The sequence below is a fragment of the Paraburkholderia sp. HC6.4b genome (assembly GCF_014200875.1).
Taxonomy (GTDB): domain Bacteria; phylum Pseudomonadota; class Gammaproteobacteria; order Burkholderiales; family Burkholderiaceae; genus Paraburkholderia; species Paraburkholderia tuberum.
In genome coordinates this window covers 136,796-163,671 of sequence record NZ_JACHDC010000018.1, presented here as the reverse complement: position 1 = coordinate 163,671, position 26,876 = coordinate 136,796, and the positions used below count along the sequence as shown (strand labels likewise).

Annotated in this window: 24 protein-coding genes; 8 read left to right on the top strand and 16 right to left on the bottom strand. The window is 65.6% G+C overall.

The genetic code is table 11. The annotated features are described in order from the left end of the window. Positions 1–18 precede the first annotated feature (18 nt). Positions 19–810, top strand: a complete 792-nt coding sequence (locus tag HDG34_RS26205; RefSeq protein ID WP_184063440.1) for a DUF4410 domain-containing protein — start codon at positions 19–21, stop codon at positions 808–810. A gap of 112 nt (positions 811–922) precedes the next feature. Here HDG34_RS26205 and HDG34_RS26200 read toward each other — a convergent pair whose 3' ends face one another. After that, positions 923–1,354 (bottom strand): response regulator, encoded by a 432-nt coding sequence (locus tag HDG34_RS26200; RefSeq protein ID WP_184063438.1) that lies wholly within the window; start codon positions 1,352–1,354, stop codon positions 923–925. A gap of 314 nt (positions 1,355–1,668) precedes the next feature. On the opposite strand from HDG34_RS26200, the gene HDG34_RS26195 reads away from it, so the two are divergent. Then, positions 1,669–3,879: a TonB-dependent siderophore receptor gene (locus HDG34_RS26195; protein ID WP_184063436.1), complete on the top strand. Its 2,211-nt coding sequence runs from the start codon at positions 1,669–1,671 to the stop codon at positions 3,877–3,879. Between the two features lie 126 nt (positions 3,880–4,005). Here HDG34_RS26195 and HDG34_RS26190 read toward each other — a convergent pair whose 3' ends face one another. From HDG34_RS26190 to HDG34_RS26180, 3 genes are all read right to left on the bottom strand, one after another. Beyond that, entirely contained in the window at positions 4,006–4,143 is a 138-nt protein-coding gene (locus HDG34_RS26190; protein WP_184063433.1) for a hypothetical protein, read from the bottom strand. Positions 4,144–4,180: 37 nt separating this feature from the next. Further along, the gene (locus HDG34_RS26185; protein WP_184063430.1) at positions 4,181–4,678 is read right to left on the bottom strand and encodes a universal stress protein; all 498 of its coding nucleotides are present in this window, start codon (positions 4,676–4,678) and stop codon (positions 4,181–4,183) included. Between the two features lie 554 nt (positions 4,679–5,232). After that, on the bottom strand, positions 5,233–5,550 hold the full coding sequence (locus HDG34_RS26180) for a DUF1840 domain-containing protein (RefSeq protein ID WP_018423542.1): 318 nt from the start codon (positions 5,548–5,550) through the stop codon (positions 5,233–5,235). Between the two features lie 301 nt (positions 5,551–5,851). Between HDG34_RS26180 and HDG34_RS26175 the strand changes: the two genes are divergently transcribed. The 3 genes from HDG34_RS26175 to HDG34_RS26165 all read left to right on the top strand — a co-directional run bounded on the left by HDG34_RS26175 (position 5,852) and on the right by HDG34_RS26165 (position 9,354). Then, positions 5,852–7,018, top strand: a complete 1,167-nt coding sequence (locus HDG34_RS26175; protein ID WP_184063426.1) for an HPP family protein — start codon at positions 5,852–5,854, stop codon at positions 7,016–7,018. Positions 7,019–7,135: 117 nt separating this feature from the next. Further along, positions 7,136–7,552 carry a MarR family winged helix-turn-helix transcriptional regulator gene (locus tag HDG34_RS26170; RefSeq protein WP_184007094.1) on the top strand — a complete coding sequence of 139 codons (417 nt, stop codon included), beginning with the start codon at positions 7,136–7,138 and terminating at the stop codon, positions 7,550–7,552. A 2-nt stretch (positions 7,553–7,554) separates the two neighbouring features. Beyond that, positions 7,555–9,354, top strand: coding sequence for a chloride channel protein (locus HDG34_RS26165; RefSeq protein ID WP_184063423.1), 1,800 nt, complete (start codon positions 7,555–7,557; stop codon positions 9,352–9,354). A 67-nt stretch (positions 9,355–9,421) separates the two neighbouring features. Here HDG34_RS26165 and HDG34_RS26160 read toward each other — a convergent pair whose 3' ends face one another. Together HDG34_RS26160 and HDG34_RS26155 are read right to left on the bottom strand one after the other, a co-directional pair. Continuing rightward, on the bottom strand, positions 9,422–9,733 hold the full coding sequence (locus HDG34_RS26160) for a hypothetical protein (RefSeq protein ID WP_244145126.1): 312 nt from the start codon (positions 9,731–9,733) through the stop codon (positions 9,422–9,424). Between the two features lie 215 nt (positions 9,734–9,948). Then, complete coding sequence (locus HDG34_RS26155; protein WP_184063417.1) at positions 9,949–10,851, bottom strand: glutamate/aspartate ABC transporter substrate-binding protein; 903 nt, start codon at positions 10,849–10,851, stop codon at positions 9,949–9,951. Between the two features lie 258 nt (positions 10,852–11,109). On the opposite strand from HDG34_RS26155, the gene HDG34_RS26150 reads away from it, so the two are divergent. Continuing rightward, the gene (locus HDG34_RS26150; protein ID WP_184046544.1) at positions 11,110–11,733 is read left to right on the top strand and encodes a LysE family translocator; all 624 of its coding nucleotides are present in this window, start codon (positions 11,110–11,112) and stop codon (positions 11,731–11,733) included. A 23-nt stretch (positions 11,734–11,756) separates the two neighbouring features. Here the strand turns inward: HDG34_RS26150 and HDG34_RS26145 are convergent, their stop codons facing one another. Continuing rightward, positions 11,757–13,172: a PLP-dependent aminotransferase family protein gene (locus HDG34_RS26145; RefSeq protein ID WP_184063414.1), complete on the bottom strand. Its 1,416-nt coding sequence runs from the start codon at positions 13,170–13,172 to the stop codon at positions 11,757–11,759. Between the two features lie 186 nt (positions 13,173–13,358). On the opposite strand from HDG34_RS26145, the gene HDG34_RS26140 reads away from it, so the two are divergent. Continuing rightward, the gene (locus tag HDG34_RS26140; protein ID WP_184063411.1) at positions 13,359–14,687 is read left to right on the top strand and encodes an aspartate aminotransferase family protein; all 1,329 of its coding nucleotides are present in this window, start codon (positions 13,359–13,361) and stop codon (positions 14,685–14,687) included. A gap of 100 nt (positions 14,688–14,787) precedes the next feature. On the opposite strand, the gene HDG34_RS26135 is transcribed toward HDG34_RS26140, so the two are convergent. After that, positions 14,788–15,312 carry a DUF6496 domain-containing protein gene (locus tag HDG34_RS26135; protein ID WP_090807227.1) on the bottom strand — a complete coding sequence of 175 codons (525 nt, stop codon included), beginning with the start codon at positions 15,310–15,312 and terminating at the stop codon, positions 14,788–14,790. 195 nt (positions 15,313–15,507) lie between these two features. Here HDG34_RS26135 and HDG34_RS26130 point away from each other — a divergent pair, with 195 nt between their 5' ends. Continuing rightward, a complete protein-coding gene (locus HDG34_RS26130) occupies positions 15,508–15,759 on the top strand; it encodes a hypothetical protein (RefSeq protein WP_018423554.1) in 252 nt (83 codons plus the stop codon). Positions 15,760–15,887: 128 nt separating this feature from the next. Here the strand turns inward: HDG34_RS26130 and HDG34_RS26125 are convergent, their stop codons facing one another. The 8 genes from HDG34_RS26125 to HDG34_RS26090 form a co-directional block, all read right to left on the bottom strand. Beyond that, entirely contained in the window at positions 15,888–17,096 is a 1,209-nt protein-coding gene (locus HDG34_RS26125; RefSeq protein ID WP_090807229.1) for an ABC transporter substrate-binding protein, read from the bottom strand. 103 nt (positions 17,097–17,199) lie between these two features. Next, positions 17,200–20,847 carry a molybdopterin cofactor-binding domain-containing protein gene (locus tag HDG34_RS26120; RefSeq protein WP_184063407.1) on the bottom strand — a complete coding sequence of 1,216 codons (3,648 nt, stop codon included), beginning with the start codon at positions 20,845–20,847 and terminating at the stop codon, positions 17,200–17,202. Continuing rightward, positions 20,844–21,353, bottom strand: coding sequence for a (2Fe-2S)-binding protein (locus HDG34_RS26115; protein ID WP_018423557.1), 510 nt, complete (start codon positions 21,351–21,353; stop codon positions 20,844–20,846). The genes HDG34_RS26120 and HDG34_RS26115 overlap by 4 nt, the downstream gene beginning before the upstream one ends. Before the next feature lie 28 nt (positions 21,354–21,381). Further along, a complete protein-coding gene (locus tag HDG34_RS26110) occupies positions 21,382–22,581 on the bottom strand; it encodes an amidohydrolase family protein (RefSeq protein ID WP_090807235.1) in 1,200 nt (399 codons plus the stop codon). A gap of 34 nt (positions 22,582–22,615) precedes the next feature. Continuing rightward, positions 22,616–23,329: an ABC transporter ATP-binding protein gene (locus HDG34_RS26105; RefSeq protein WP_184063404.1), complete on the bottom strand. Its 714-nt coding sequence runs from the start codon at positions 23,327–23,329 to the stop codon at positions 22,616–22,618. Next, positions 23,326–24,135, bottom strand: a complete 810-nt coding sequence (locus HDG34_RS26100) for an ABC transporter ATP-binding protein (RefSeq protein ID WP_184063401.1) — start codon at positions 24,133–24,135, stop codon at positions 23,326–23,328. Before HDG34_RS26100 ends, HDG34_RS26105 begins: the two co-directional genes overlap by 4 nt. Further along, the gene (locus HDG34_RS26095; protein WP_184063398.1) at positions 24,132–26,084 is read right to left on the bottom strand and encodes an ABC transporter permease; all 1,953 of its coding nucleotides are present in this window, start codon (positions 26,082–26,084) and stop codon (positions 24,132–24,134) included. Before HDG34_RS26095 ends, HDG34_RS26100 begins: the two co-directional genes overlap by 4 nt. Positions 26,085–26,257: 173 nt before the next feature. Then, positions 26,258–26,842, bottom strand: coding sequence for an amino acid synthesis family protein (locus HDG34_RS26090; protein ID WP_184024981.1), 585 nt, complete (start codon positions 26,840–26,842; stop codon positions 26,258–26,260). Positions 26,843–26,876: the final 34 nt, after the last annotated feature.

The following is a 26,876-nucleotide window of genomic DNA, read 5'->3' as shown; positions in this document are numbered from 1 at the left end:
GCCGACCACAGGATCATCATGTTGACTTCAGTGAACTTCATCAAAAAGAACGCCGCCCGTTTCACCTGCATGGCATTCGTGTGCGGCGGCGCGCTGCTGAGCGGCTGCGCCGGCGCCAGCGTCACGAATCTGAGCGCGACGAGCACGTCCGCGACGGCCGACGCAGGCACGCAATCGACGATGCATCCGGACACGATCTACGTCTACACGTTCGATGCCGATCCGCAGCAGGTCAAGCTCGACAACGGCGGCATGCTGCAAAAACTGAAGACGCAGATGTCGGGCTCGTCGGACGCGCAGAAGCAGGTTGCCGATGCCGCCCAGGTGCGCGAGCAGGTCGCCGACGAGATCGTCCATCAGCTGCAGGCGATGGGACTGCACGCGGTGCGCACCGACGCGCCGGTGCCCGCCGGCCAGAACGTGCTGCTCGTGCAAGGCAGCTTCGAGACGATCGACGCCGGCAATCGCCGCCGCCGCACGCTGATCGGCTTGGGCGCGGGCAAGAGCGAGGTGAGCAGCGCGGTGCGGATCGTCTACCAGCCCGCGGACGGCACGCCGCGTGTCGTGCAGAGCTTCACGGCCAACGCGGACAGCGGCAAGATGCCCGGCATGGTCGAAACCGCCGGGGTCGGCGCGGCGGCCGGCACCGTCGCGACCGCGGCAGCGGCCGGCGCGGGCCTGCACGGCGTGACCGAAACGAAGCGCGCGGGCGTGTCGGACGATGCAAAGCGCCTCGCCGATGCAGTCGCGAAACAGATCGCGCAGTTCGGCGTGCAAGCCGGCTGGATGCAGACCGCGCGAAAGAGCTGAGCGGTTGAGCGCGGCGGGTTGCGGGTCCGACTAAAGAGCGGGGTTGAAAAGCGCGGCGGTGTGGAGCGATGTCCACGCCGCCGCGTTTTTTTATCGACGCGCGCCCCCGTCGCTAGCCGCGCCACAACCCTCGCAGCAGGGCGAGCAGCGTGGCCGGCGCCGTGCCCTTCTGGCAATAACCGTCGAAGTTGTGGCGCTCGCGGCCGGTTTGCCTCACGTGGTCCTCGTCTAGCGACGTAAACGCGACGATGCCGAGGCTGTGCGTCGGCAGATAGCGGCGCAGCGCGCTCGCCGTTTCGTAGCCGTCGCGCTCCGGCATCATGATGTCGAGCACGACGACGTCGGGCACCCAGTTGCGCACGCAGTGCAGCGCCGCGGTGCAGCCTGTCGCGGCGCGCGCCTCGACGCCCTCGTAGGAAAGCCAGGTGGCAAGCGCTTCGGCGGCGTTCTCGTTGTCGTCGATGACGAGTACGCGCGGCACGCCGTGCAATAGCTGGATCTCTCGGGCGCTCCACCTCTGGCAGGTAGTCGGATTTCGTGGCATGTATGGCGGCCTGCGAGTAAACCTTTCGGTGGGTAGCAAGCGCTGTACCGCGGCTGCGGCGGCGTCAAACCCGCGCGTCGCGGCCGCTCGACGTCATCGAAAACATCCACTTTTGCCATCAGTTCCGTAAATCGTTGCGCCTCTACAATAGGAATGATTCCTATTTGCACTATAATTCCGCCGAACCTTTCGTTCTGCGCTCGGACTGCTTACATAAATGGCATCATCCGCGCGTGCAACCAGGAAAAATGCCGCCCGGATTCCAACTAGCGCCCCGGGACGGAAGATCGACGACCACGCCTACTTTCCAATTCATGTCCGTTTCACGCTGGAATCGCCCGCAGGCCACGCCTGCTCAAGCCACTCTGCATCGCGCCACCATCCTTGCCGCCATCGCCGTCGCTTTCAGTGTCCCGGCCAGCGCGTTCGCTCAATCCACCGACTCCGCCCCCGCCGCCGACGGCACGCTGCCCGCCATCAAGGTTCAGGCGGCCGCCGTCGAAGAGTTGCCCGGCGACCTGTCGCCGACATACGCGGGCGGCCAGGTCGCGCGCGGCGCCGACTACGGCGTGCTCGGCAAGCAGCGCAACATCGACATGCCGTACAGCATGACGACCTACACGGCCAAGCTGATCAAGGATCAGCAGGCGCGCACGCTCGCCGACGTGGTCGAAAACGACCCGTCGGTGCGAACCGCGTACGGCTACGGCAACTTCTCGGAAGTGTTCGTGATTCGCGGCTTCCAGCTCAATGCCGACGACATCTCGATCAACGGTCTGTACGGCGTTACGCCGCGCCAACTGGTCTCGACCGCGGCGGTCGAGCGGGTCGACGTGTTCAAGGGCGCCAACGCGTTCCTGAACGGTGCTTCGCCGACGGGCTCGGCGATCGGCGGCGGCGTGAACGTGCAGCTGAAGAGAGCGGAGGACACGCCGACCACCAACGTGACACTCGCAACCAGCGGCTCCGGCGAGTTCGGCGCGCAGGTGGACGTCGGCCGACGCTTCGGCAGCGAAGGCCAGTTCGGGATCCGCGTGAACCAGGCGAATCGTGACGGCGAGACGAGCATCGACGGCGAACACCGCCGCGACAACACTACGGCCGTCGCGCTCGACTGGCGCGGCGACAAGCTGCGTCTGTCCGGCGACTTCCTGTATCAGCGCGAGCACGTCAGCGACGGCCGCACGGTCGTCTACTTCACCGACGCGATTCCCGCCGTGCCGCCGGCAACTTACAACTACGCGCAGAACTGGTCGTACACGAACCTCGAAGACACCGTCGGCATCCTGAAGGCCGAATACGACTTCCTGCCTGGCTGGACCGCCTATGCGACCGGTGGTGTGCGCCGCACGGTCGAGCAAGGTGAGTACTACTCGCCGACCTATTCGTCGACCGGCGTCACCGGTGCCCGTCTCGGCGTGCCGTACAACCAGAATTCGAGCTCCGCCGAAGTCGGCGTGCGCGGCCGCTTCGACACTGGCCCGGTGTCGCATAGGGTTGCGGCGGGCGGCGCCATCACGAGCGAGAACACCAACTCCGCGTGGACCTACGCCTTCATGGGCCCGGTCTCGCTCTACAACACGGTGCAGACGCCTTACCCGGCCACGACGATGTCAGGCGGCAACCTGGCCGATCCGGGCATGACGGCCACCACGGTGATCCGCAGCGTGTCCGCGTCCGACACGCTCGGCTTCCTGCATGACCGGGTGCTGTTCACGGTCGGCGCGCGTCGCCAGCAGATCGCGACGGCCAACTACGACAACACGGGCATCGGCAGCGGCAACTACAGCGACGGCATCACGACGCCGCTGTTCGGCCTCGTTCTGCGCCCGACGCAGAACGTGTCGATCTTCGCGAACCGCAGCGAAGCGCTTGCCGCGGGCAGCATCGCGCCGGCGGGCACGCTGAACTACGGTCAACAACTGGCGCCGGTCCGCACGAAGCAGTGGGAAGTGGGTGTCAAGTACGACACCGAAAGGCTCGGTGCGTCGTTTGCCGCTTTCCAGATCGAACAGCCGTCGGCGTTCACCGACCCGGCCACGCATATCTATGGCCTGAACGGCAACGAGCGCCATCGCGGTCTCGAAGCCGAAGTGCACGGCGAGCCGCTCAAGGGCCTGCGTCTGCTGGCCGGCGCTTCGCTGATGGACGCGACGCTCGAGAATACACAAGGCGGAACCTACGACGGCAACCGTCCGGTGGGCGTGCCGACTTTCCTGTTCAACCTGGGCGCCGATTACGACATTCCGATGGTGCCGGGGCTCGCGGTCAACGCGCGCTGGATCCATACCGGCGCGCAGGAAGCGAACGCGGCCAACACGCTGTCGATCCCGTCGTGGAACCGCTTCGACCTGGGGGCGCGTTACGAGACGTCCATCTACGGCAAGAGGACGACGTTGCGCGCCACCGTGCAGAACGTGACGAACAAGGCGTACTGGTCAGCCGTGTCGGCCTACGGCGCGACGACGTACCTGACCCAGGGCGCACCGCGTACGTTCCTGTTGTCGGTCAGCACCGACTTCTGATTGTCTGACGTGATGTCGGTCGCCTGTGCCAGCGGTTTGCATGCATGACTAAAACGCTGCCAGGCTTTCGGGCTGGCAGCGTTTTAGTGTTTCCGCGCGAACTGAACGGCGTGGCGCCGCCCCTCGTCACTCGACCGGCGGCTCGCCTTCGGGTTTCTTCTTCGGCCGCTGCGCATCGGCGGCGCGCTGCGGCAGCTTGCTCTTTTCGTTATCGCTGTGCCTGACGGGCTGAGGATGATTGAACCGTTCGTCGACGTCTTTCATGGTGTGCCTCCGTGCCAACGAAACACACAACACACGCTCATGAATGTTCGGCGGACCGCGCGGTCTCGCCCGTGCCTGCGGCTGCGGCCGGCGCACCGGTTGCCGCGCCCATCGTGACCAGCACGCTGCACGTCACGCGATCGAGCAGCAGCCCGTCGTGCCGGCCACCCCACCATCGCGCGAGTCCGTGACTGCGACGATGACCGACGACGACCAGATCGGCCTTCAGATCGTTAGCGAAAAACGGAATCTCATCGAGCGGTTCGCCGATCGCGAGATGACCGGTCGCGCGAATTCCGCGTGCGGCGAGCTTCTGTAGGCCCTCGTCGAGCAGCGTTTTGGCGGATTCGTTGATGAAATCGACCGGCACCGCGGACGTGATGTCCGCGCCCTGCATCCACGCCGTATTGTTGAGCACGGAAAGCAGGTGCACTTCTGCGTTCAGGTCTTGCGCGAGAGCGGCACCGTCCTTCAACGCGTGTTGTCCTTCGCGAGTTCCGTCGTAGCAGAGAAGAATGCGCTTGAAGCTCGACATGAGAATCTCCTTGCGCCGTGCGGCACGTGATCAATTAATTATATGTCAGTTCGTGATATATACCGCGCGACACCGATGCACGCAAATACCGACAGAAACGCCGTCAAACAGGCACTATTCGCGAGTTTCGGCGGCCACCGAATCCCTGCCCTGAAATAGCGGGTTGCTCGGCGCCGCCGATCAGGAACACCGCGCTACGACTCAGGCCACAGAAAGAAAACATGAGCAGCGTTTGCCGCGGGATCGACGGGCAAACCATAGCCATGCGACCGAGCGGTCCATGCCTCGTGCGGCGAACCGTTCGGCCATTTCACGAGCACCACCGCTCCGCTGGACAACTGGTCGACAACGGTGCCGCCATACACGCCGATCACACTGCTTCGCACCCCCGTGCCGCACGATGCGGTGCAAGAGCCGCACACCGGCTGCGGGTATCGGCCGGTCTGCTGCGCGGGTGAGAACGCATAGGCAAGCGGAACGGCGCAAACCGAAATGAGGACGATTGCGAAACGTCGACACGACGCAAGTCGTTTCATCGCGATTCCCTCGACGAACTACAGCCCCCAGATGATGTCCGCGTCCGAGTCGCGCGCCGCACGCATCATGTCCAGAAACGGCCACGCGCGCTGCGACAGCCGGTTGCGCGACTCGCGTTGATTACTGGTTGAGCAGTGCAATGCTTCGAGGGTCGTTTCCGCGGCCGCGTCTTCGGTGATGGCGGTTTCGAGCCGATCGATCGCGCGGGGCAGCTCGTCGTGGCTGATAACGCCCCGCGCGCCGAGCCGCTTGCCGATCAGACCAAGCAGATATTGTGCGAGGTCCCTGAGCATGACGACATCCGGCGACGCCGTCGATTGAAATGTGATCATCATGATGGCTCCTTTATCGGTCTATCAGGCAACGGGCCAACGAGTCCTCTCAATCCGTCTGCTCTCATTTTATATCACGACGTGACAAAAAAGAACGCGCCGAGGGGTGATTTAAGGGCCATGCTGAAGCACGTCGGCTGTGTTCTCGACTGTCTGCGAGATGCGACAGATTCCACGCGCCGCGCGGGGGGCGGAGAACTTTTATATCATATTGACATATAATCATGACCAGACTGTATTCGCGTTGCCAGGGTTTCCCCGGTAATGTCGGGCCCGGCATCATCGACTACTTTCTGCTCCTATCTTGTCCCGCTCTCCTGCTCTCGGCTGGCTTGCCAGCTTTCTCCCTGCACCGGTCACCGTGAAATGGCACGAGCGTGCGCGTTCGTGCCTCGGCGCGCTTCTCGGCATCGCGTTCACCGGCGGTCTGATGTATCTGCTGCTCGGCCCTGTCGCAAATATTCCGCTGCTTGTCGCGCCGATGGGCGCTTCCGCCGTGTTGCTGTTCGCGGTGCCCGCGAGCCCGCTGGCGCAGCCGTGGTCGATCATCGGCGGCAACCTCGTGTCCGCGACGGTCGGCGTAACCTGCGCGATGCTGATCGGCGATCCGACGCTGGCGGCCGCCCTCGCGGTGGCGCTGTCGATCTCCGGCATGTTCGCGCTGCGCTGCGTGCACCCGCCGTCGGGCGCGGTCGCGTTGACCGCGGTGCTGGGCGGCCCGGTCATTCATGCGCTCGGCTACCGCTTCGTGCTCGAACCGATCGCGATCCAGTCGGCCGCGCTGCTGTTCGCGGCGCTCGTCTATCACGCGGCAACCGGCCACCGTTATCCGCATGCGGGACGCCAGGACCGCGCGACGCCGAGCCAGGCCGCCGACGAAGCCGCGCGCGTCGGCTTCACGCGCGAAGACGTCAAAGCCGTGCTCGGGCGCCGTGACGAACTGCTCGACATCGACACCGACGATCTCTATTCGCTGCTGCGCGAAACGCAGCTTCAGGCGTTCTCGCGCAGCTTCAACGAACTGCGCTGCGAAGACGTGATGTCGCGCCACCTCGTGTCGGTATCGCCGGGCACGCGCGCCGCCGCCGCATGGCAGTTGTTCAAGCGCCACAACGTGAAGGCGCTGCCGGTCGTCGACGCGGCGCAGAAACTGCTAGGCATCGTCACGCGCGCCGATTTCGTCGACAGAAGAAGCTTCGGCGCGCTCGGCCCGATCCTGAACTACTTCGACGGCTGGCTGCGCGGCGATGCGCTTCGCACGTCGAACGTCGGCAGCGTGATGACCACCGACGTCTGCACCGTCGCCGCCACCGATCCGATCACGGAACTGGTGCCGATGTTCGCGAACTTCGGCCATCACCACATCCCGGTGCTCGATCGCGCGGGCCGCGTGGTCGGCATGATCACGCAGGTGGACCTGATCTCCGGCCTGTATCGGCAAACCGCCACCCGAGCCCGCGAGGCGGCCTGATTTTCAACTAAAAGACCGAGGAGACCTGCCGCGCGATGCCGTTGCGACGGCCGCAATTCGCCCAAGTACATCATGACGTGATATATTTTCGGTTTTCTTCGCATCGGCGGATTTGCCATGAAAGTACGGACTCGCAAGCTCGTTAAGAGCGATTTCGAGCAGTTGTCGCAGTTTCGCTATCAGATGCGGCGCTTCGAGCGCTTCTCGGAGCAGGCCGCGCAAAGCGAGGGCATCACGCCGTTGCAATACCTGTTGTTGCTGCACATCAAGGGCTATCCGGAGCGCGACTGGGCGACCGTCGGCGAACTCGCGGAGCGTCTGCAGGCGCAACATCACGGCGTCGTCGCGCTGGTATCGCGCTGCGAGGCACTGAATCTCGTGCGCCGCCAGGTCAGCGAGACCGATCGCCGCCAGGTTGAAGTACACATCGAAAGAGCGGGAGAACGGGTACTCGAACGGCTTGCGGAACTGCATCGCGCCGAATTGAGATCGCTCGAAGGCTCCTTCCAGGTTCCACGGATCGACCTCGACTAACCATGAGCATGGATTCCCACAAACGCGACTTCTCGGCGAATGCACGGCTGCCCGGCATCTTCGCGCTCGCCGCAGGCATCGGCTTCGTCAGCACGATTGCCGCCTTTATTCTGCTGAACGTGATTCGCCTGTTCACCAATCTGTTTTTCTTCGGCACGCTGTCGTTCGTCGACCGCTCGGCCGCCACCAATACGCTTGGCATTTGGGTGATCGGCGTGCCGGTGATCGGTGGTTTGATCGTCGGGCTGATGGCTCGCTTCGGTTCCGAAAAGATTCGCGGCCACGGCATTCCCGAGGCGATCGAGGCGATCCTGTTCGGCAAGAGCAAGATGTCGCCGAAAGTGGCGGTGCTCAAGCCGTTGTCGTCGGGCATCGTGATCGGCAGCGGCGGGCCGTTCGGCGCGGAAGGCCCGATCATCATGACCGGCGGCGCGCTCGGCTCGCTGATCGCGCAGTGCGTGAAGGTCACGGCGGCGGAACGCAAGACGCTGCTCGTAGCGGGCGCGGCGGCCGGCATGACCGCGGTGTTCGGCACGCCGCTCGCGGCCGTGCTGCTCGCGGTCGAACTGCTGCTGTTCGAATGGCGGCCGCGCAGCTTCCTGCCAGTCGCGGTGGCGTGCGCGGTCGCTGGCTTCGCCCGCGTGATTTTCTTCGGTACAGGTCCGCTGTTTCCGCTACAGACTGCCGCGCCCGATGGCTGGTCGCTGCTGTCGTGCGCGGTCGCGGGCGGGTTGTCGGGCGCGCTGGCGTCCGGCCTGTCCGCCTCGCTCTACAAGGTGGAAGACCTGTTCGGCAAGCTGCCGATCCACTGGATGTGGTGGCCAGCGCTCGGCGGCATCGTCGTCGGCATCGGCGGCTGGCTCGAACCGCGCGCGCTCGGCGTCGGTTACGACGTGATCGGCGATCTGCTGCATCAGCACATTGCAGTGCAGGTCGCCCTTTTGCTGCTCGCCGTGAAGGCGGTGATGTGGGTCATCGCGCTCGGCTCGGGCACGTCGGGCGGTGTGCTCGCACCGCTCCTGATGCTCGGTGCCGGACTCGGCACGGTGCTCGCGCATTGGCTCCCGGGCAGCGAACCGGCGCTGTGGCCGCTCGTCTGCATGGCCGCGACGCTTGGTGCCACGCTCGGCGCGCCGCTGACGGCCATCGTGTTCGCGTTCGGCCTCACGCACGACGCCAACGCGCTGTTGCCGCTGCTGACGGCAACGCTGATCGCGCACGGCTTCTCCACGGTCGTGATGCGGCGCTCGATCATGACCGAGAAAATCGCGCGACGCGGCTATCACATCTATCGCGAGTACGGCGTCGATCCGCTCGAGCGCCACTATGTCGACGAAGTGATGACCGCCTCGGTCGAATCGGTCGATGCCGCCACGACGGTCGGCGCAACGCTGCAGACGCTGTTCGGCGCGAACCAGCTGCGCCGCGCGTATCCGGTGGTGCGCGACGGCGCGGTGATCGGCGTGGCCGACCGCATGTCGCTCGAACGCTTCTGCGCCGAGGACACGGAACGCAAGCGCGCGATGACGCTCGCCGACGTGTTCGCGCAACACAACACCGAGTTTGCCTTGTCATCCGAAACCTGCCGGCTGGTGGCGACGCGGCTCGCCGTGCTCGGGCTCGAACGCCTGCCGGTGGTCGCCGATCGCAACAGCATGCGTCTGGTAGGCATCGTGTCGCGCAGCGATCTGGTCAAGCCGTCGCTCGCGCACTTCGAAGAAGAGCACAAACGGGAACGTTTCCGTCGTATCGGGCCGTCGTTCAGCAAGCGGCGCTTCACGCCGGTTCGGAAAGCCCGCTAAAAAGACCGCAGCAAAAATCAAAGGCCGAGCCCCGTTAGGGCCTCGGCCTTTTTATTCGCGCATGGAGCTATTTGCCCGCACCACGCGACTCGACGCAACCCAGCACGAGCGTGTCGCCCGATTTCGCGCCGGGACCCAGCGCCGCCGTGTGGAAGTCCGCGTGGTCGCAATGCCATTCGGCGTGGAAGTCGCGTGGGCATGCCATCGTCGTGCCGCCTTTGTGCAGGCCGGGCAGCGCGTAATCGCAAGTTTCCCGTCCGTTGCAATGACGCTCGAGCTCACGAGTCAGGTTGCCGCGCGGCGCGCCGCAATTCTCGCCATAGGTGCCCGATACGATCGTAATCGCGCGCGTTTGTGCGTCGGCGTTTGCGGACACCATGAATACGCCGCTTGCCAACGCCAGCGCGGCACGAAGAATTCCACTGGGGAAAATCCGTCCGCGCCGCGAAGATTCCATCGGCCTCTTCACTTTGCCCCTCCGTTCCCGCTATAGGCGACGTTCAACCGAAACGCGCCGCCTATAGCCAGGTATAGAGGAAAGAGCAAAAGACTGCCACTAGAAACCATTCCTACGCGCAATAGCGGCCAAAGCCGTTATTCGAGCGCCTTGTCGTTCGGCGTCGCGTAAAGCTGTTTCAGCGAATCGCTCATCGGAAAGTCGAAGCTGATGTTCTTCGGCGGCACCGGCTTGATGAACCATCGGTCGTACATCGTGTGGATTTCCGGTCCTTTCATCACCTGTTCGAGCGTGTCGTCGACGAGCTTTCTGAACTCCGGATCGTCGCGTCGCAACATGAAGCCATACGCTTCCGACGATTGCGGCGTACCGGTGATGATCCAGTCCGACGGCTTCGCGGTCAGCGTGCGCGTGCCGGCAAGCAACACGTCATCCATCATGTACGCGACGGCGCGGCCGCTTTCGAGCGTGAGACGCCCTTCGCCGTAATCTTTCGCGCTGATGATCTGCATGTTCATCTTCTTGTCCTCGTTCATCTTGCGCAGGATGCGCTCGGACGTCGTGCCCTGATTCGTCACGACCGTCTTGCCCGCGAGATCCGGAAAGTCCTTGATGCCCGAGTCCTTGCGCGTGAGAAGACGCGTCGTCGCGACGAAGAACGTGTCGGCGAACGCCACCTGGCTTTGGCGCGCGACGAGATTGGTCGTCACGCCGCATTCGAGATCGACCGTGCCGTTCTGCACGAGCGGAATGCGATTCTGCGAGGTGACCGGGATGAAGCGCACCTTGAGGTCCGGACGCTTCGTTTTCGCCTTGACCGCATCGATGACCTTGTTGCACAGGTCCTGCGAAAAGCCGACCACCTCGTTGTTCGCGTCGACGTACGAGAACGGCACCGACGTCTCGCGATGGCCAATCGCGATCACGCCGCTTCGCTGGATCTTCGCGAGCGTGGACGTCGCGTCCTGCGCGAACGCGCCCGGACTCGCCAACGTTGCCGCCACGAGCATGGCAACAGTGGACCAATTCATCATTTTCATGGGTATCTCCAATCGTGCGGCAGGTTCCTGATGGATGGCGGGCTGCTGCGCCAGCCGTCTACATATGTTGCCATTAAAAAAATAAATGCAACATATGTTAACTACCGAGTGTTGAAACGCCGCGTGGCGACGCTTTCCGGCCAATCAAGTCATCATCGATCCGTACTGGACATCATTTTCAAAACCGTACAGGTACTGTACCGGCCTCTGTCGCTAGAATGAACCTCACCGTTTTCTGTTGGCGACACCGGAGCCCCCATGTCTTTCGTCACTCTCAGCGCGCTGCCCGCCGGCATCCTGTTCGCGCTCGTCACCTCGATCACGCCCGGTCCGAACAACACGATGCTGCTCGCGTCGGGCGTCAATTTCGGCTTTCGCCGCACGCTGCCCCATCTGTCCGGCATCAGCGTCGGCGTGGTGCTGTTGATGTTGTCGGTCGGCATCGGCCTCGGCGAGGCGTTCGTGCATTTCCCCGTGCTGTATACGGTGCTCGAAGTCGTCAGCGTCGCTTATCTGCTGTATCTGGCGTGGAAAATCGGCACGTCGGGCGAACTGAAGCTCAGGAACGGCGAGCGTCGCCCGATGCGCTTTCACGAGGCGATCGCGTTTCAGTGGGTCAATCCGAAGGCGTGGATGATGGTGCTGACCGCCGCGACGACGATTCACCTGAGCAACAGCTTCGGCATGAACGCCGCCGCGATGGCCGCGGTGTTCTATGTGATCGGCTTTCCGTGCATCTGCGTGTGGGCCGGTTTCGGCACCGCGATGCGCGAGGTGCTGTCGAACCCGAAGCGGCTGCGCGTCTTCAACATCGCGATGGCGCTGCTGCTGGTCGCGTCGCTGTATCCGATCGCGCTGAAGCTGATCGGGCACGGCGGCTGAGCTTTCGACGCGCGCCGCCGCGTCTACCACGCCCCCTCCCCGACCCGCTCGATGAAGCGCCACAACGCGTCGTCGCTCGAATACGGCGCGTTGAAGCGGAACCACGCGCTCGGCGCGTCGTCGGGACGGAAGTAGGAGCCCGGTGCGAGCCAGATGCCGTGCGCGAGCGCGGCGGTCGCGACCTCGGCGGCGCGCTCCGCTTCGATCGGCAGACGCGCCAGCATGAAGAGCCCCGCGCGCGGCCGGTGAAACACCTCGAGCCCGAGCGCGTCCAGCCGTTCTTCGAGTGCCACGTGCGCGAGCTTGAGCCGTTCGTTGACCATCTCGACGTGGCGCGCGTAACGCCCTTCCACCAGCACCTTGTCGACGATCCGCTCGATCGTTTCCGACGACGTCAGCCCCACCGCCATCTTCGTGCGCGCGAGTTCGCGCAGCACCGCCTGCTCGGCCACCACATAGCCGCAGCGCAGCGACGGCGTCACCGTCTTCGAAAAGCCGCCGACGTGCAACACGCGCTGCAAGCCTTCCATCGCCGCCAGTAGCGGCGCGCCGGCCGGCGCGAGTTCGCGGCTCACGTCGTCCTCGATCACCCAGATGCGCTCGCGCTCGGCGATCTGCAGCAAGCGGAACGCGGCCGACATGCCGAAGGTCGCGCCGGTCGGATTCTGGAGCGTGGTGTTGACGAAGATCGCCTTCGGCTTGTGCCGCGCGACCAGCGTTGCGAGAGCGTCAGTATCGACGCCGGCCGGCGTGCGCGGCACGCCATGCACGACCAGCCCGGCGAGCTTCAGGATCTGCAGCAGATTGCAGTAGCCGGGATCTTCGACGATCACCGCATCGCCCGCGCGCAGCAGCGTGCGCACGATCAGATCGAGCCCCTGCGTCGCGCCCTGGGTGAGCAGCACGTTCGCGACGTCGACAGGCAGCCCGCGCCGGTCGAGTTGTTCGGCGATGCGCTCGCGCAGCGGCGCGAAGCCGTACGGATGGCCATAGTCGCCGAGCCGCGCGGCCGGCACCCGGCTCAGCGCGCGCAGCGAGTGCTGCAGGCCGCTCTCGTTGGTCCATTCGCTCGGCAGCCAGCCGCAGCCCGCCTTGATCGGCACCGAGTGATCGGCGAACACGTCGGACAGCAACCACGTCGCCGTCAGGCTCGGCGGCGTCCAGTCGGCGACGGCCGCGCGCGTGGACGACGAGCGCGCCGCCACCCGATAGCCGGAGCCGCGCCGCGCGACCACGAGGCCCATCGACACCAGCCGGTTGTACGCCTCGGTCACGGTGAAGGTGCTCAGCGCGTGGCTTTGGGCAAGCTGCCGCACCGACGGCAGCAGTGCGCCCGCGCGCAGCGATTGCGAGTCGATCGCGCGCGCGAAGCTCTGCACGACCTGTTCGACGAGCGTCGGCGCCGCGCGCCGGTCGCGTTGAAGGTCCAGTTCGATCATGTTTCGGGCGAAAAACGAGGGGCAAAAAGACGGACCGCGGACCGCCCGCTTACCGGAACAGTACGCGCGAATCCGCCAGCACAGTTGACACCACACTTGGTCAACTGTTTATGCCGCCATTAAACCGCGAGGGCTACAGTTTGGCTACGCTTAAAGCCCCAACCGACACCACTTCGAGGAGATGCCATGACTTCGCGCCCCGTCATCGACGATCTGTCGTCCTTCTGGATGCCCTTCACCGCCAACCGCCAGTTCAAGGCCGCGCCGCGCCTGCTGGAATCGGCGAAGGGCATGTACTACCGAAGCACCGACGGGCGCGAGATTCTCGACGGTTGCGCCGGGCTGTGGTGCGTGAACGCCGGTCATGGCCGCGATGAAATCGTCGCCGCGATCACCCAGCAGCTGTCGACGCTCGACTTCGCGCCGACCTTCCAGATGGGCCACCCGCTTGCGTTCGAAGCGGCGAAGAAGGTTGCCGAGCTGATGCCGGAAGGGCTCGATCGCATCTTCTTCACGAACTCGGGCTCCGAATCGGTCGACACCGCGCTGAAAATCGCGCTCGCCTACCATCGCGCGCGCGGCGAAGGCCAGCGCACGCGTCTGATCGGCCGCGAGCGCGGCTATCACGGCGTCGGTTTCGGCGGGATTTCGGTCGGCGGTATCGCGCCGAATCGCAAGACGTTTTCGGGGGCGCTGTTGCCGGCGGTCGATCATCTGCCGCACACGCACAACCTCGAACACAACGCGTTCTCGAAGGGCCAGCCCGCATGGGGCGCGCATCTGGCCGAGGAGCTGGAGCGCATCGTCGCGCTGCACGACGCTTCGACGATCGCCGCGGTGATCGTCGAACCGGTGGCCGGCTCGACCGGCGTGCTGGTTCCGCCGCAAGGCTATCTGCAGAAGCTGCGCGAGATCTGCACGAAGCACGGCATCCTGCTGATCTTCGACGAAGTAATCACGGGCTTTGGCCGCCTCGGCAAGGCGACCGCGAGCGAACACTTCGGCGTCACGCCGGACCTGATCACGCTGGCGAAGGCGATCAACAACGCGTCGATTCCGATGGGCGCGGTCGCGGCGAGCCGCACGATCCACGACACGGTCGTGGGTAGCGGCGCGCCGGGCGCGATCGAGCTGTTCCACGGCTACACGTACTCGGCGCATCCGGCGGCTGCCGCGGCCGCGATCGCGACGCTCGATCTGTACCGCCGCGACCAGTTGTTCGAGCGCGCGGCCAGCCTCGCGCCGACGTTCGAAGCCGCCGCGCATGGGCTGCGCGACGCGAAGCACGTGAAGGACGTGCGCAATCTCGGCCTCGTCGCGGGCATCGAGCTCGAATCGCGCGACGGAGCGCCGGGCGCGCGCGCCTACGAGGCGTTCGTCAAATGCTTCGAGGCAGGCGTGCTGATCCGTTTCACCGGCGACATCCTCGCGCTCTCCCCGCCGCTGATCATCGACGAAGAGCAGATCGCGCGGCTCTTCCGCACCGTTGGCGAGGTGCTGGCGACGGTGCAGTAAGAAGGCCCGCAAGCGCGCCACCAAGCGACGACGAAAGAGCGGCGGCACGCGCATGCGTGCGCCGCTCTTTTTTATTGCTGCCGCTTTGCGAGCCGCAAGCTCAGTGATGCGCGCGCGACGCCCGCGTTTGCGCGGCCTTTTTCGCGGCAGCGGAGCGTCCAGCCGCGCCCTTCGTCGCAGCGGCCTTTTTGGCTGCGGCCGAGCGGCTCGCGGCTGGCCGCTTGGCCGCCGCCGACTTCGCCTGCTTCGACATCGCCGCCGACGACGCCCCGGCCTTGCTCTCGCGCTTGAGCACGCTCTCCGACACACGCGAGCGTTTCGCGCTCGACTCCTTGCTCGCACTCTTTTTCGCGGCGCCTTCGTGCTTGCCCGCCGCGCTGTCCTTCTGCGCTTTCTTGCGGGTCGCCTCGCTCGTGGCGCCCTTCTTCGGCGGCTTCAGGTCGACGCCCGCGCGCCGCGCCTCGGACAGCCCGATCGCGATCGCCTGCTTCGGCGAGCGCACGCCGTGCTTGCCGGCGCGGACCTTGTCCACCTGTTCCTTGACGAACTCTCCCGCTTGAGTACTCGCTGATTTGCCGGCGCGTTTATCGGCCGCGGCACGCTTCAAGGTTTTCTGCTCTGGCATGACGGTTCTCCGGTTGTGGGTGAGTCTCCATCATTCAGCAACGAGCGTGCCGGAGCGCCCATCCGCGCCATGCTCCGGCGGCGGTTGCGCGGCGGGACTCGCGTGCGTCGGCGGGACGGCGTATGGTGGTGGACATGGGACAGGAGTAAGCGCCGAAGCGCTAACTCAAATCGGCCGCCTTGCATGGAGACAGCCATGAAGATAGTTACGGTTCGCGCTGGCACACATATCGAGGGCGTGCACTGGATCGCCGAGTACGTCGAAGACGTCCACGAAATTCGCGTATTCCGCGAGGGGCAGGAAGTGGACGTGCACAACGCGCCGTCCACACTGTTCGGCGATGAAGAAAACGCGGGCTCGAAAAACACCGCCGATCATCGCGCGATGGAAGCGGCCGTGCTCGCTTATCTGAAGCGCTTCGTCACGGAGCACGACGCGGAAGAGTAGGTTTCGCCGACGGCAAGCGCCGTTTTCAAAGCCGCCCGCTCGTGGCAAAAGCCGCTGCGGACGTGCATTCACCAACACTCGCGCGGCCATTGCGCGGCAGTCACGACGGACCGCCGCGCGCCACGTACTCAATCCGCCGGGCGCAGTTTCTTCACCTCGGCGTCCGATGGCTGCACGCTCGCGCCATCCACATAGCGGTACGACGTCATCACACCCTTGCCGTCCTTCACGCCGGTCACGCCGACATACGCGCCCATCGTCGACTGATTGTCCTGCGCGCGGTACATGATCGGGCCGAAGGGCGTCTGCACGTTGAGCCCCTTGAACGCGGCGGCGAGTTTGTCCGGATCGGTCGAACCCGCCTTCTTGATGCCGTCCGCGATCGACATCAGCGCCGAATAGCCGACCACCGAGCCCAGCCGCGGATAGTCGTGATATTTCGCCTGATACGTGTCGACGAACTGCTTGTTCGCGGCCGTATCGATCGAATACCACGGGTAGCCGGTCACGATCCAGCCGGTCGGCGCTTCGGCGCCGAGCGGATCGAGGTAGTCGGGCTCGCCGGTCAGCAGCGACACCACCGCGCGGTCCTTGAAGAGCCCGCGCGTATTGCCCTCGCGCACGAACTTGCCGAGGTCGGCGCCGAACAGCACGTTGAAGATCGCGTCGGGCTTCGCGTCGGCGATCGCCTGGGTCACGGCGCCCGCGTCGACGTTGCCGAGCGGCGTCGCCTGTTCGACGACGAACTGCACGTCCGGCTGCGCGGCCGTCAGCAGCTTCTTGAAGGTCGCCACCGCCGATTGCCCGTACTCGTAGTTCGGATACACGATCGCCCAGCGCTTCTTCTTCAACTTCGCGGCCTCGGGCACCAGCATCGCGACCTGCATGTAGGTCGAAGGACGCAGACGGTACGTGTATTTATTGCCATCGGCCCAGACGATCTTGTCGGTCAGCGGTTCGGCCGCGAGGAAGAAGATCTTCTTCTGCTTCGCGAAGTCGGCGAGCGCGAGGCCGGTGTTCGACAGGAAGCCGCCGAACAGCACCTGCACCTGCTCACGCGCGATCAGTTCCTGGGCGACGCGGATCGTGTCGCCGGGGTTGCCGTTGTCGTCTCGCGAAATAACTTCGAGCTGCTTGCCGAGCACGCCACCCGCCGCGTTCACCTGCTCGAGTGCGAGATTCCAGCCTTGCTTGTAAGGCCCGAGAAAGGCGGGCTGCGCCTTGTAGCTATTGATCTCACCGATCTTGATGGTCTGCTGTGCGCTCGCGCCGAGCGCGGCAAACGAGCACACGGTCGACACCATGAGGCGAGAGATCCATCCTGCGCGCGTGGTCATGCGTTTCTCCGTTATCAGAAGGAATGGTGGTTTTAGTCAGACATGCGAACCTGAGGACGTGCAAGCGCGTGGACCTGCGCACCTTCGGACGACGGCTGGCGGCTCATTGCTCGCGTGGTTCCGCGCGGATTCTGGCCACGTTCGCGGCGACGTCCTGCCATGCCGGCTTGCCGCCCGCGAACTGCGCGCGCAGGAACGACACGAGCTCGGCGACCTGGGCGTCGTTGAAACTGTCGCGGTAAGCCGGCATCGTACCGAGTTCGGGCCGCGCAGGCGAGTCGATGCCGTCGAGAATCACGCGAATCAGGTTGTCCGGCGTCGGGCCGTGCAGGTTCGTGTTCAGCGCCAGCGACGGATGTGCGCCGAACAACTGAGGTCCGCTGCCAGCGTGATGGCACGCGGCGCACGCGCCGTCGAAAAGCCGCGCACCCGCCGTGACCGGCGCGCCCGTCATCGCGCTGGCCTGTTCGTATTCGCGCGCGGTCAAGGCCGGATCGGCGTTCGGCTCCAGCGGATTGAGCGACGCGAGATAGACGGCCATCGCGCGGATATCGCTGTCGGGCAGCGCCGCGAGATCGCCGATCACCGGCGCCATCGGCCCGGCCGCGACGCCGTGCAACGGCGCGTGACCGTCGCGCAGATAGCGGAACAGTTCGTCCTCGCTCCACGGCACCGGCGCATTCGACAACGCCGACAGCGCGGGCGCTTCCCAGCCCTCGGCGCTGCCTCCGCCCATGAACGCCGCGCCGGTTTTCTCGGCGCCGAACACGTTGCGCGGCGTGTGGCACGCGCTGCAATGGCCAAGGCCATTCACCAGATACGCGCCGCGATTCCATTGCGCGCTCTGCGCGGGGTTGGCGGTAAACGCGGTGCGGCCGAGAAACAGGCCGTTCCATGCAGCCATCAGCGGACGCACGCTGAAAGGAAACGCGAGCTTCGTTTCGGGCGGCCGGCTGCGCACCGGCGTTTGCGACATCACATACGCGTAGAGCGCGTGCAGATCGTCATCGGAAATGTTCTGGAACGACGTGTACGGAAACGCCGGATACAGCCGATGACCGTCGCGGCTGATGCCGTGCCGCATCGCGCGCACGAACGCTTCGAGCGACCAGTGGCCGATCCCGGTCTGGCCGTCGGGCGTGAGGTTGGTGCTGTAGACGATGCCGAACGGGGTCGCGAGCGGCTTGCCGCCGGCGTTCGGCACGCCGTTGTGGGCGGTATGGCAAACCGCGCAATTGCCGAGCGACGCGAGCAGCTTGCCGCGCGCGACCAGTTCCGGCGCAAACGCGCTTGCAAGCGGCGGCGTGATCGGCGCAAGCGGCGCGCTGGAACCGGACGCGAACGACAGCGCGCCAAGCCAGCCGACCGCGCCCGCGGCCAACAAGCCGAAAAAGCCGCGCCGCCAGCGCTTTTTCCTGCGCGCCGCCGCCGCGTCTTGCGCCTGCGCGTCGGCGAGCGCGGCGCGGATCTTTTCCGGCGTGAACGGCGGGCGACGGAAACGCACCCCCGTCGCGTCGTACAGCGCATTGGCGATGGCGGCCGCGCCGGGCAGCGACGCCGACTCGCCGGCGCCCATCGGCGGCTCGCCGTGGCGCGGCATCATCACGACGTCGATCACCGGCACTTCGCGGAACGTCAGGATCGGATACGCGCCCCACTCCTGGCTCGTCACCGCGTTGTCGCCGAAACTGACCTGCTCCTTCAGCGCGCGGCTCGTCGTCTGGATCACGTTGCCGTGAATCTGGTGACGCACGCCATCGGGATTGACCATCGTGCCGGTGTCCTGGCCGACCACGACGCGCGTAACCGCCAGTTCGCCGCTGTTGCGATCGACTTCGACATCGGCGACCCACGCGGACCATGCGGCGCCGAACCCCGGGAATTTGCTGTGCACGTAGCGCGCGTACGCGATGCCGCGGCCGCGCGCGATGTTGCCGTCTTCGTCGTCCTCGCCGCGCGTTATGAACGCGGGTTCGCGCGGTTCCCACCCGGCTTTCGCCGCGACCGCCTTGACGAGGTCGATCGCGCGCGGATCGGTCAGATGCCTGAGGCGGAATTCGACCGGATCGACGCCGGCCTGCTCGGCCAGTTCGTCGATGAACGACTCGTGCGCGAACGTGTTCGGCAACGCCGACACGCCGCGCAGCCACGCGGCGCGCACGATCGGCGGCGTGTCGTCGCAGACGATGCGCATGCTGCGATAGTCGTACGGCGGCACGGCCGTACGGTCGCCCATCTCGAACACCTGCGGCTGCGCGGCAATCGTGCCGGTCAGCAGCAGCGCGAGCGTGGGGGCGTCGTTCGACGGATAGCGCGTCGCAAAGTCGTAGGCGGCCAGTTCGCCTTCGGCGGTGAGCGCGCCGCGTACGTCCATCAGTTGCGCGGCGCCCTTCGGTTCCCACGCGTGTTCGTCCTGGCGCGAGAGCTGCACGCGCACCGGCGCGCCGACCGCGCGCGACAGCAGCGCGGCGTCGGCGGCGACGTCGTCCGCGCAATTGCGTCCGTAGCAGCCCGCCGCATCCATCCGCACGATGTCGATGCGCGCTTCGTCGAGCGTCAGCAATAACGCGAGGTCGGCGCGCAGCGAATGCGGGTTCTGCGTGCCGGACCAGATTTTCAGCTGCGTGTCGTCGCCGTCTCCGTTGCGATAGTCCGCGACCGCGCACGACGGGCCGATCGATGCATGCATCTGGAACGGCCACACGTAAGTGCGTTCCAACATGCGCGACGGGTCTTGCGCGAACGCCGCATCCACGTCGCCTTCGATCACCAGATCGCGCCGCGTCGCCGGATTCGCGCGCAACGCCGCTTCGACCTGCTCGCTCGTGTCGAGCGGCGGCAGGCCATCGACCGTTTTCCAGCGCACGTCGAGCCGCTGCGCCGCCTGTTGCGCAATCTCCTCACGCTCGGCGACGATACCGACGAAATCGCGAATCACGACCACCTTGACGATGCCAGGCAAATCGCGAATCGCCGCTTCGTTCACTTCCAGCAGGCTATGCCCGATGAACTCACCCTGCGCGACGCCCGCATAAGGCGGCCGCACCACGCGTCCATGCAGCATGCCGGGCACGCGCACGTCGTGCACGAAGCTCAGCTCACCGGTCGCCTTCGCGGGAATGTCGACACGCGGCGCGCTTTTACCGACGACGCGGTACGCGTGCGGCGGTTTCAAAGGTGCATCGTTCGACAGCAGCAGTTCGACACGCTGGCCTTTGATCAGCTCGCCATAGTGAATGCCCTGCGCCGGGTCGCCATCGCGTGGAAACACGCGGCTGTCCTGCACGTCGAGATCGTTCGCGTCTACATTCAGGCGCGCGGCCGCTTGCGCGACCAGATACTGACGCGCTTGCGCCGCCGCCTGCCGCAGCGGCACCGCCGAAATCTGGATCGTCGCGCTGGCGATCGTCGGTCCCTGGTTCGGCGCTTCGCCGGTATGGCCGAGCACGATCGACACACGCGTCAACGGCACATCGAGTTCTTCCGCGACGATCTGCGCGAGCGCGGTGCCAATGCCGGTGCCAAGATCCACGTGACCGTTGAACGCGACCACGCTGCCATCGTCTCGCACGACCAGAAACAGATCCGCCTCGGTCGGCACGAACGAAGAACGCGAACCCGGCTGGCCGCGCGCGGCCTTGACCGGTGCATGCGGCGGCCGCGCGACGAGCAGCACGCTGTGCGCGTCGTACAACTGCTTGCGCGACGGCGTCGCGCCACGACGATCGACGCTGAAGTCCGGCCCGGTCATACGCGCGCTCCGTCGTCCACGTCCGTTTGCGCGTCGAGCAATTGCGCCGCGCGCTGCACCGCGCGCACGATCTCGACATGCGTGCCGCAGCGACACAGATTGCGCGACAGCTCGCGCTGGATCGTCGCGACGCTCGGATGCGGATCGCGATCGAGCAGCGCCTTCGCGGTCATGATCATGCCGTTCAGGCAGTAGCCGCATTGCGCGGCCTGTTCGTCGATGAACGCCTGCTGCACCGGATGCAACGCGGTGCGCGTGCCGAGCCCTTCGAGCGTCGTGATCTCGCGGCCCAGCGCGACTTCGGCGGTCGTCACGCAGGCGCGCGTCGGCATGCCGTCGAGCAGCACGGTGCAGGCGCCGCATTCGCCGAGACCGCAACCGAACTTCGGCCCGTTCAGCGCGAGATCGTTGCGCAACAAGTAGAGCAGCGGTGTCTGCGCCGCCGCGCTGACCACATGCGTCGCGCCGTTCACCTTCAGCACGAGCTGAGCGGCGCGGTTCGTCATGATGCGAGCACCCTGTCGCGCCGCGCGTTCACAGCACCACCGGCACTTCGGTCGCGGGCGGCGTATTGCGGCTGCGCCGGCAGCGGATCAGACCATCGATCATCACCATCCCCACACCCGGAATATCCCCGAGTTGCACGCTTTCGAGCAGCGTGTCGGCGGCCGTATGCTGCGCGCGGTCCATGAACACGAGATCGGCGGGACGGCCCACCTCGATCAGCCCCTGGCGCAGGTGGCGCTGCCGCGCGGTATTGCCGGTCGCAAAGCAGAACGCGATTTCGGCGGGGACGTCGGCGAGGCTCGAAATCAGCGCGATCATGCGCAGAATGCCGAGCGGTTGCACGCCGGAGCCGGCCGGGCTATCGGTGCCGAGAATGATCCGGTGCGGGCATTTCAGTTCGATCGCATGGCGCGCGGTCAGCAACGCGATCCGCTCGTTGCCGTTGTGGACGATTTCGAGCGCGCGGCTCGACTGCTCGCACAGATCGCACACGTGCCGGTACGACAGCGACGTATGGCCGCCATTGACGTGGCCGATCACATCGGCATCGGCGGCGAGCACCACGTCCCGATCGATCAGGCCGGAGCCCGGAATCGACGGACCGCCCGTGTGAATCGTGCTCTGGATACCGTACTTGCGCGCCCACGCGACCATCTGTTGCGCTTCCTCGCCGCCCTTCACGCTGCCGAGGCCGACTTCGCCGAGCAGCTTCACGCCGGCTTCGGACAGCTCCTTGAAGTCCTGCTCGACCATGCCCTTCTCGATCACCGGCGCGCCCGCCAGCACCTTGACGCCGCCACCGACGCCGGCCGCGCGCATGCCGTCGAACGAGCGCTGCGCGGTGATCGCGAGCGCCTTCACGCCGAGCACGTCTTTCGGACGGCCAGGCAAATGCACTTCGCCGGCCGAGATCATCGTCGTCACGCCGCCGTTCAGATTCGACTCGATCCAGCCGAGCTGATTCTGGCGCGGCGTCCAGTCGCCGAACACCGGATGCACGTGCGAGTCGATCAGGCCCGGTGCGACCGTCGTGCCCTTGCAGTCGACCGTCGTGCGCGCGCCTTCGAGATCGCAGTCTTTCTCGCGGCCGAGCGCGACGATCACGCCGTCGTCGATCACCAGCGTGTCCGCGTCGAGAATCGGCTGATCGATATCGCCCGACAGCAGCAGCCCGATGTTCGTTACCGCGACCTTGCCCGACAAGCCTGTCAACGTCTCTGCCGCCATCTGCCTCTCCTTTCGCCGACACTACCCGATGAATTCACACGCTCAGATAAGCGCGCCTCACTGTTTCGTTCCGTGCGAGTTCGCCGATCGTCCCGCTGAAACGGATCTGCCCTTTCTCGAGCACATACGCGCGGTCGCTGACCAGCTCGGCGAAGTGCAGATTCTGTTCGGATAACAGAATGGATAGCCCTTCGCGTTTCAGTTCGAGAATCATGTTCGCCATCTGCTCGACGATCACCGGCGCGACGCCTTCGGACGGTTCGTCGAGCAGCACCAGATACGGATTGCCCATTAGCGTGCGCGACACGGTCAGCATCTGCTGCTCGCCGCCGCTCATCTGGCCGCCGGGGCGCTTCGGCATTTCGCCGAGATTCGGAAACAGGCGGAACAGCTTGTCGGGCGTCCATTGCGGCGCGGCTTCGCGCGGCGGCTGGCGGCCCGTGTCGAGGTTTTCCATCACCGTCAGGTCCGCGAACACGCGGCGGTCCTCGGGCACGAAACCGACGCCCATGCGCGCGATCTTGAACGGTGCGAGCGCGCTGATGTTCTGGCCGCGAAACGTCACTTCGCCGTGGCGGCGCGGCAGCAGTCCCATCACCGCTTTCATCGTCGTCGATTTGCCGGCGCCGTTGCGGCCCATCAGCGCGACCACCTCGCCGCGGCCGACTTCGAGGCCGACGTCGAACAGGATGTGGGCGCGACCGTAGAACGCATTGAGGCCGGAGACTTTCAGCATCGGTTCGCTCATTGCAATGCTCCACGATCCCGCACGCTGCCTGACGCGTCTTGCAGTGGCGCGTGCGGCCGGAACGTCTTGCCGGTGCCGAAATAGACCTCCTGCACGCGTGCGTCGTTGCGGATCGTGTCGGCGTCGCCTTCGGCGATCAGCTTGCCGCGCGCGAGCACGATCATCCGGTCGGCGTACGCGAATACGACGTCCATGCTGTGTTCGGTGAACAGCACGCCGATCTCGTGTTCGGTCACCAGCCGCTTGGTCAACGCCATCAATTCGTTGCGCTCCTTCGGCGCCATGCCGGCGGTCGGTTCGTCCATCAACAGCAGCTTTGGCCGGTTCGCGAGCGCGATCGCAAGCTCGACGCGCTTCACGTCGCCGTACGCGAGCACGCCGCACGCGCGCTTCGCGTGCGCGCCCATGCCGACCTGTTCGAGCAGCGCGAACGCTTCGTCGGCATGGTGCGAGCCCGCTGGCTTCCAGAGGCCGAAGGTCTTTTTCTCGCGCGACACCAGCGCCATTTGCACGTTTTCGAGCACCGTCATCGAGTTGAACGTCGCGGCGATCTGGAACGTGCGGCCGACGCCGCGCCGCCAGATATCGCGCGGCCGCATGCCGACGAGTTCATGACCGTCGAGCAGAATCGAACCCGACGACGGCTGCAACTGGCCGTTGACCATGTTGAAACAAGTCGATTTGCCCGCGCCGTTGGGGCCGAGCAGCGCCAGCAGTTGACCCGCTTCGAGATCGAATGAAACGTTATCGACCGCCTTCAGTCCTCCGAACGATCTCGACAGACCGCTTACGCGCAGCAGGCTCATAGCCCCTCCTTGACCGCGGCGGCCCGTTGCGACGGCGACGCGGCGCCGCCGTTGGTCTTGTCGGCCTGATCGCCGTTCGCGTCGCCGAAACGCTCGCGAATGAAGCCGACGATACCCTGTGGAAACGCGATCACCAGCAGCAGGATCGCGAAGCCTAGCAGCGCCTGCCAGTAGTCGGTCTGGCGCGCGACCGTGTCCTGCAGCCACGTAAACACGGCCGCGCCGACGATCGGCCCGCTCAACGTCTGCAAGCCGCCGAGCAGCACCATCACGAGGCCATCGACCGAGCGGCTCACGCTGATCACTTCGGGCGAGATGTTGCCCTTCGAAAACGCGTACAGCGATCCGGCGAGTCCGCAGAACAGCGCCGCGATCACGAACGACGCCCACTGAACCCGCTTCACGTCGATGCCGATCGCCTCGGCGCGTAGCGCGGAATCGCGCGACGCGCGCATCGCATAGCCGAGCGGCGAGAACAGCATGCGGCGCAGCAGCCACACGCCGAGCACCGCGCACGCTAACGTCAAGTAGTAGAACGCGACCGGCGACGACAGCCAGTTCGACGGCCATAGACCGAGAATGCCGTTGCTGCCGCCCGTCACGTCGTCCCACTGGAACACGACCGACCAGACGATCTGCGCGAATGCGAGCGTCAGCATCGCCAGATAGACACCAGACAGGCGCACGCAGAACCAGCCGAACACGAGCGCGCCCACCACCGCGAGCAGCGGCCCGAGCAGCAACGCGGCTTCCATCGGCAGATTCAGCACCTTCAGAAACAGCGCCGCGCCGTAAGCGCCAAGTCCAAAGTACGCGGCATGGCCAAACGAATGCAGGCCGCCCGGACCCATGATGAAATGCAGACTCGCCGCGAACAGCACCGCGATCAGGATTTCAACCAGCAGCACCGGCATGTACGGAAACGCGTTGGCCGCGAGCGGCGCCAGAACCAGCACCAGCGACACGAAGGCGGCCAGCCCCTTCAGACGCCTGCCCGCCGGACGCAATGGCGTTTCCGGCGTACCCATCGCGCGCACCGCGGCGCTCGCGCGGCCGAGCAGACCCCAAGGCCGCACCACCAGCACGACCGCCATCACGACGAATTCGGCCACCAGCGTGAAGCGGCTCAGCGATAAATCGATGCCGAAGATCGTCACGTGCCCGATACCGATGCACAGCGCCTTGATCTCGGCGATCAGCAACGCCGCGACGAACGCGCCCGGAATCGAACCCATGCCACCGACCACGACGACCACGAACGCATTGCCGATCGTCTCGAGGTCGAGCGACAGGTTCGCCGACATGCGCGGCCCTTGCAGCGCGCCGCCGAGTCCCGCGAGAAACGCGCCGACGAAGAACACGCCGGTAAACAGCCACGCCTGATTGATGCCGAGCGCGCCGAGCATCTCGCGATCCTGCGTCGCGGCGCGCACGAGCGTGCCCCAACGCGTGCGCGTCAACGCGTACCACAGCAGCAGCAAGACGACCGGACCGATCACGATCAGCGCGATGTCGTACGTGGGCAGCGGATGGCCGAGAAAGTCGACCGCGCCCGCGAGATGCGGCGCGCGCGGGCCGAATAGATCGTCGGGGCCCCAAAGCCATAGTGCGGCGTCGCGAAAGATCAGCACGAGCGCAAACGTGGCGAGCAGATGGAATAACTCCGGCGCCTGATAGATCCGCCGCAACACGACGATTTCGACGAGCGCGCCCAACACCGCGACCGCGAGCGCGGCGGCGAGCACCGACAGCCAGAAGCCGCCCGCCGTGTGGCCAAAGCGGCTCGCGATGCTATACGCGACGTAAATGCCGAACATATAGAACGAGCCGTGCGCAAAGTTGACGATGCGCGTCACGCCGAAGATCAACGACAAACCGGCGGCGACCAGAAACAGCGTCGACGCGTCGGCGAGTCCATTGACCAGTTGTACCAGCAGATTCGAAAGCATCGCGACCCTCGGCAGCTCGCCGAACGGCGCGCGCGCAACATGCGCAGCGGCCCGATCGGCGGACGTTGCAGCGCGGGCGGCACCATGCGCGCCCGCGTCAACGGCAGGACACTACCAGCGAAACAACCCGCAAAACAAGCGACGGCAAACAGGCGGCTGAAAAAAACGATCGCTCAGCGCAGGCCGTCCTCGCCTTTGATCTCGTTCGCCTGCAGGCCGCCGATGCGCGGCAGCGGCCGGCCCGACGCGGTCACCGCGACCGCCACGACGATTTCGTTCGCGCGCGGCGCATCGGCCACGCGCGCCTCGATCGCGTCGAAATGGCTGCGCACGTAGGCGGCGTCCTTGTGGCCGAGCGGCACGTCGATCGCGGTGCCGAGCGTGCCGATCTTCTTCGCCGACGGCACCAGCGCCGCGCCCTTCTCGACCGCCGCGCGCAGCGGCGCGCCGAGCTTCGGATGCAGGATCGCGGCCGCATGTTCGAGCTCGCCCGCCTCGCCGACGATCGCCGCCTTGCCGTAGCTTTGCGCTTCGCCCGGCGCGATGCCCAACGCCTCGACGCAGCGCTTGCCGAGCAGCGCGCCGAGTTCCTCGCCAGCTTCGATCAGCGCGTCGAGCTTCGCCTCATAGCGGCCCGCATACGGATTATCGATCACCGCGATCGCGACCGCGCGGCGCGCGGGCGGCTCGACGGTCTGGCCCATTTCGATGCGTGTTTCGTCGACCTGCACGACCAGCTTGCGAAGCCTGATTGCCATTTGCGCTCTCCGAGTTTCGTTGCCTTGCAGTATG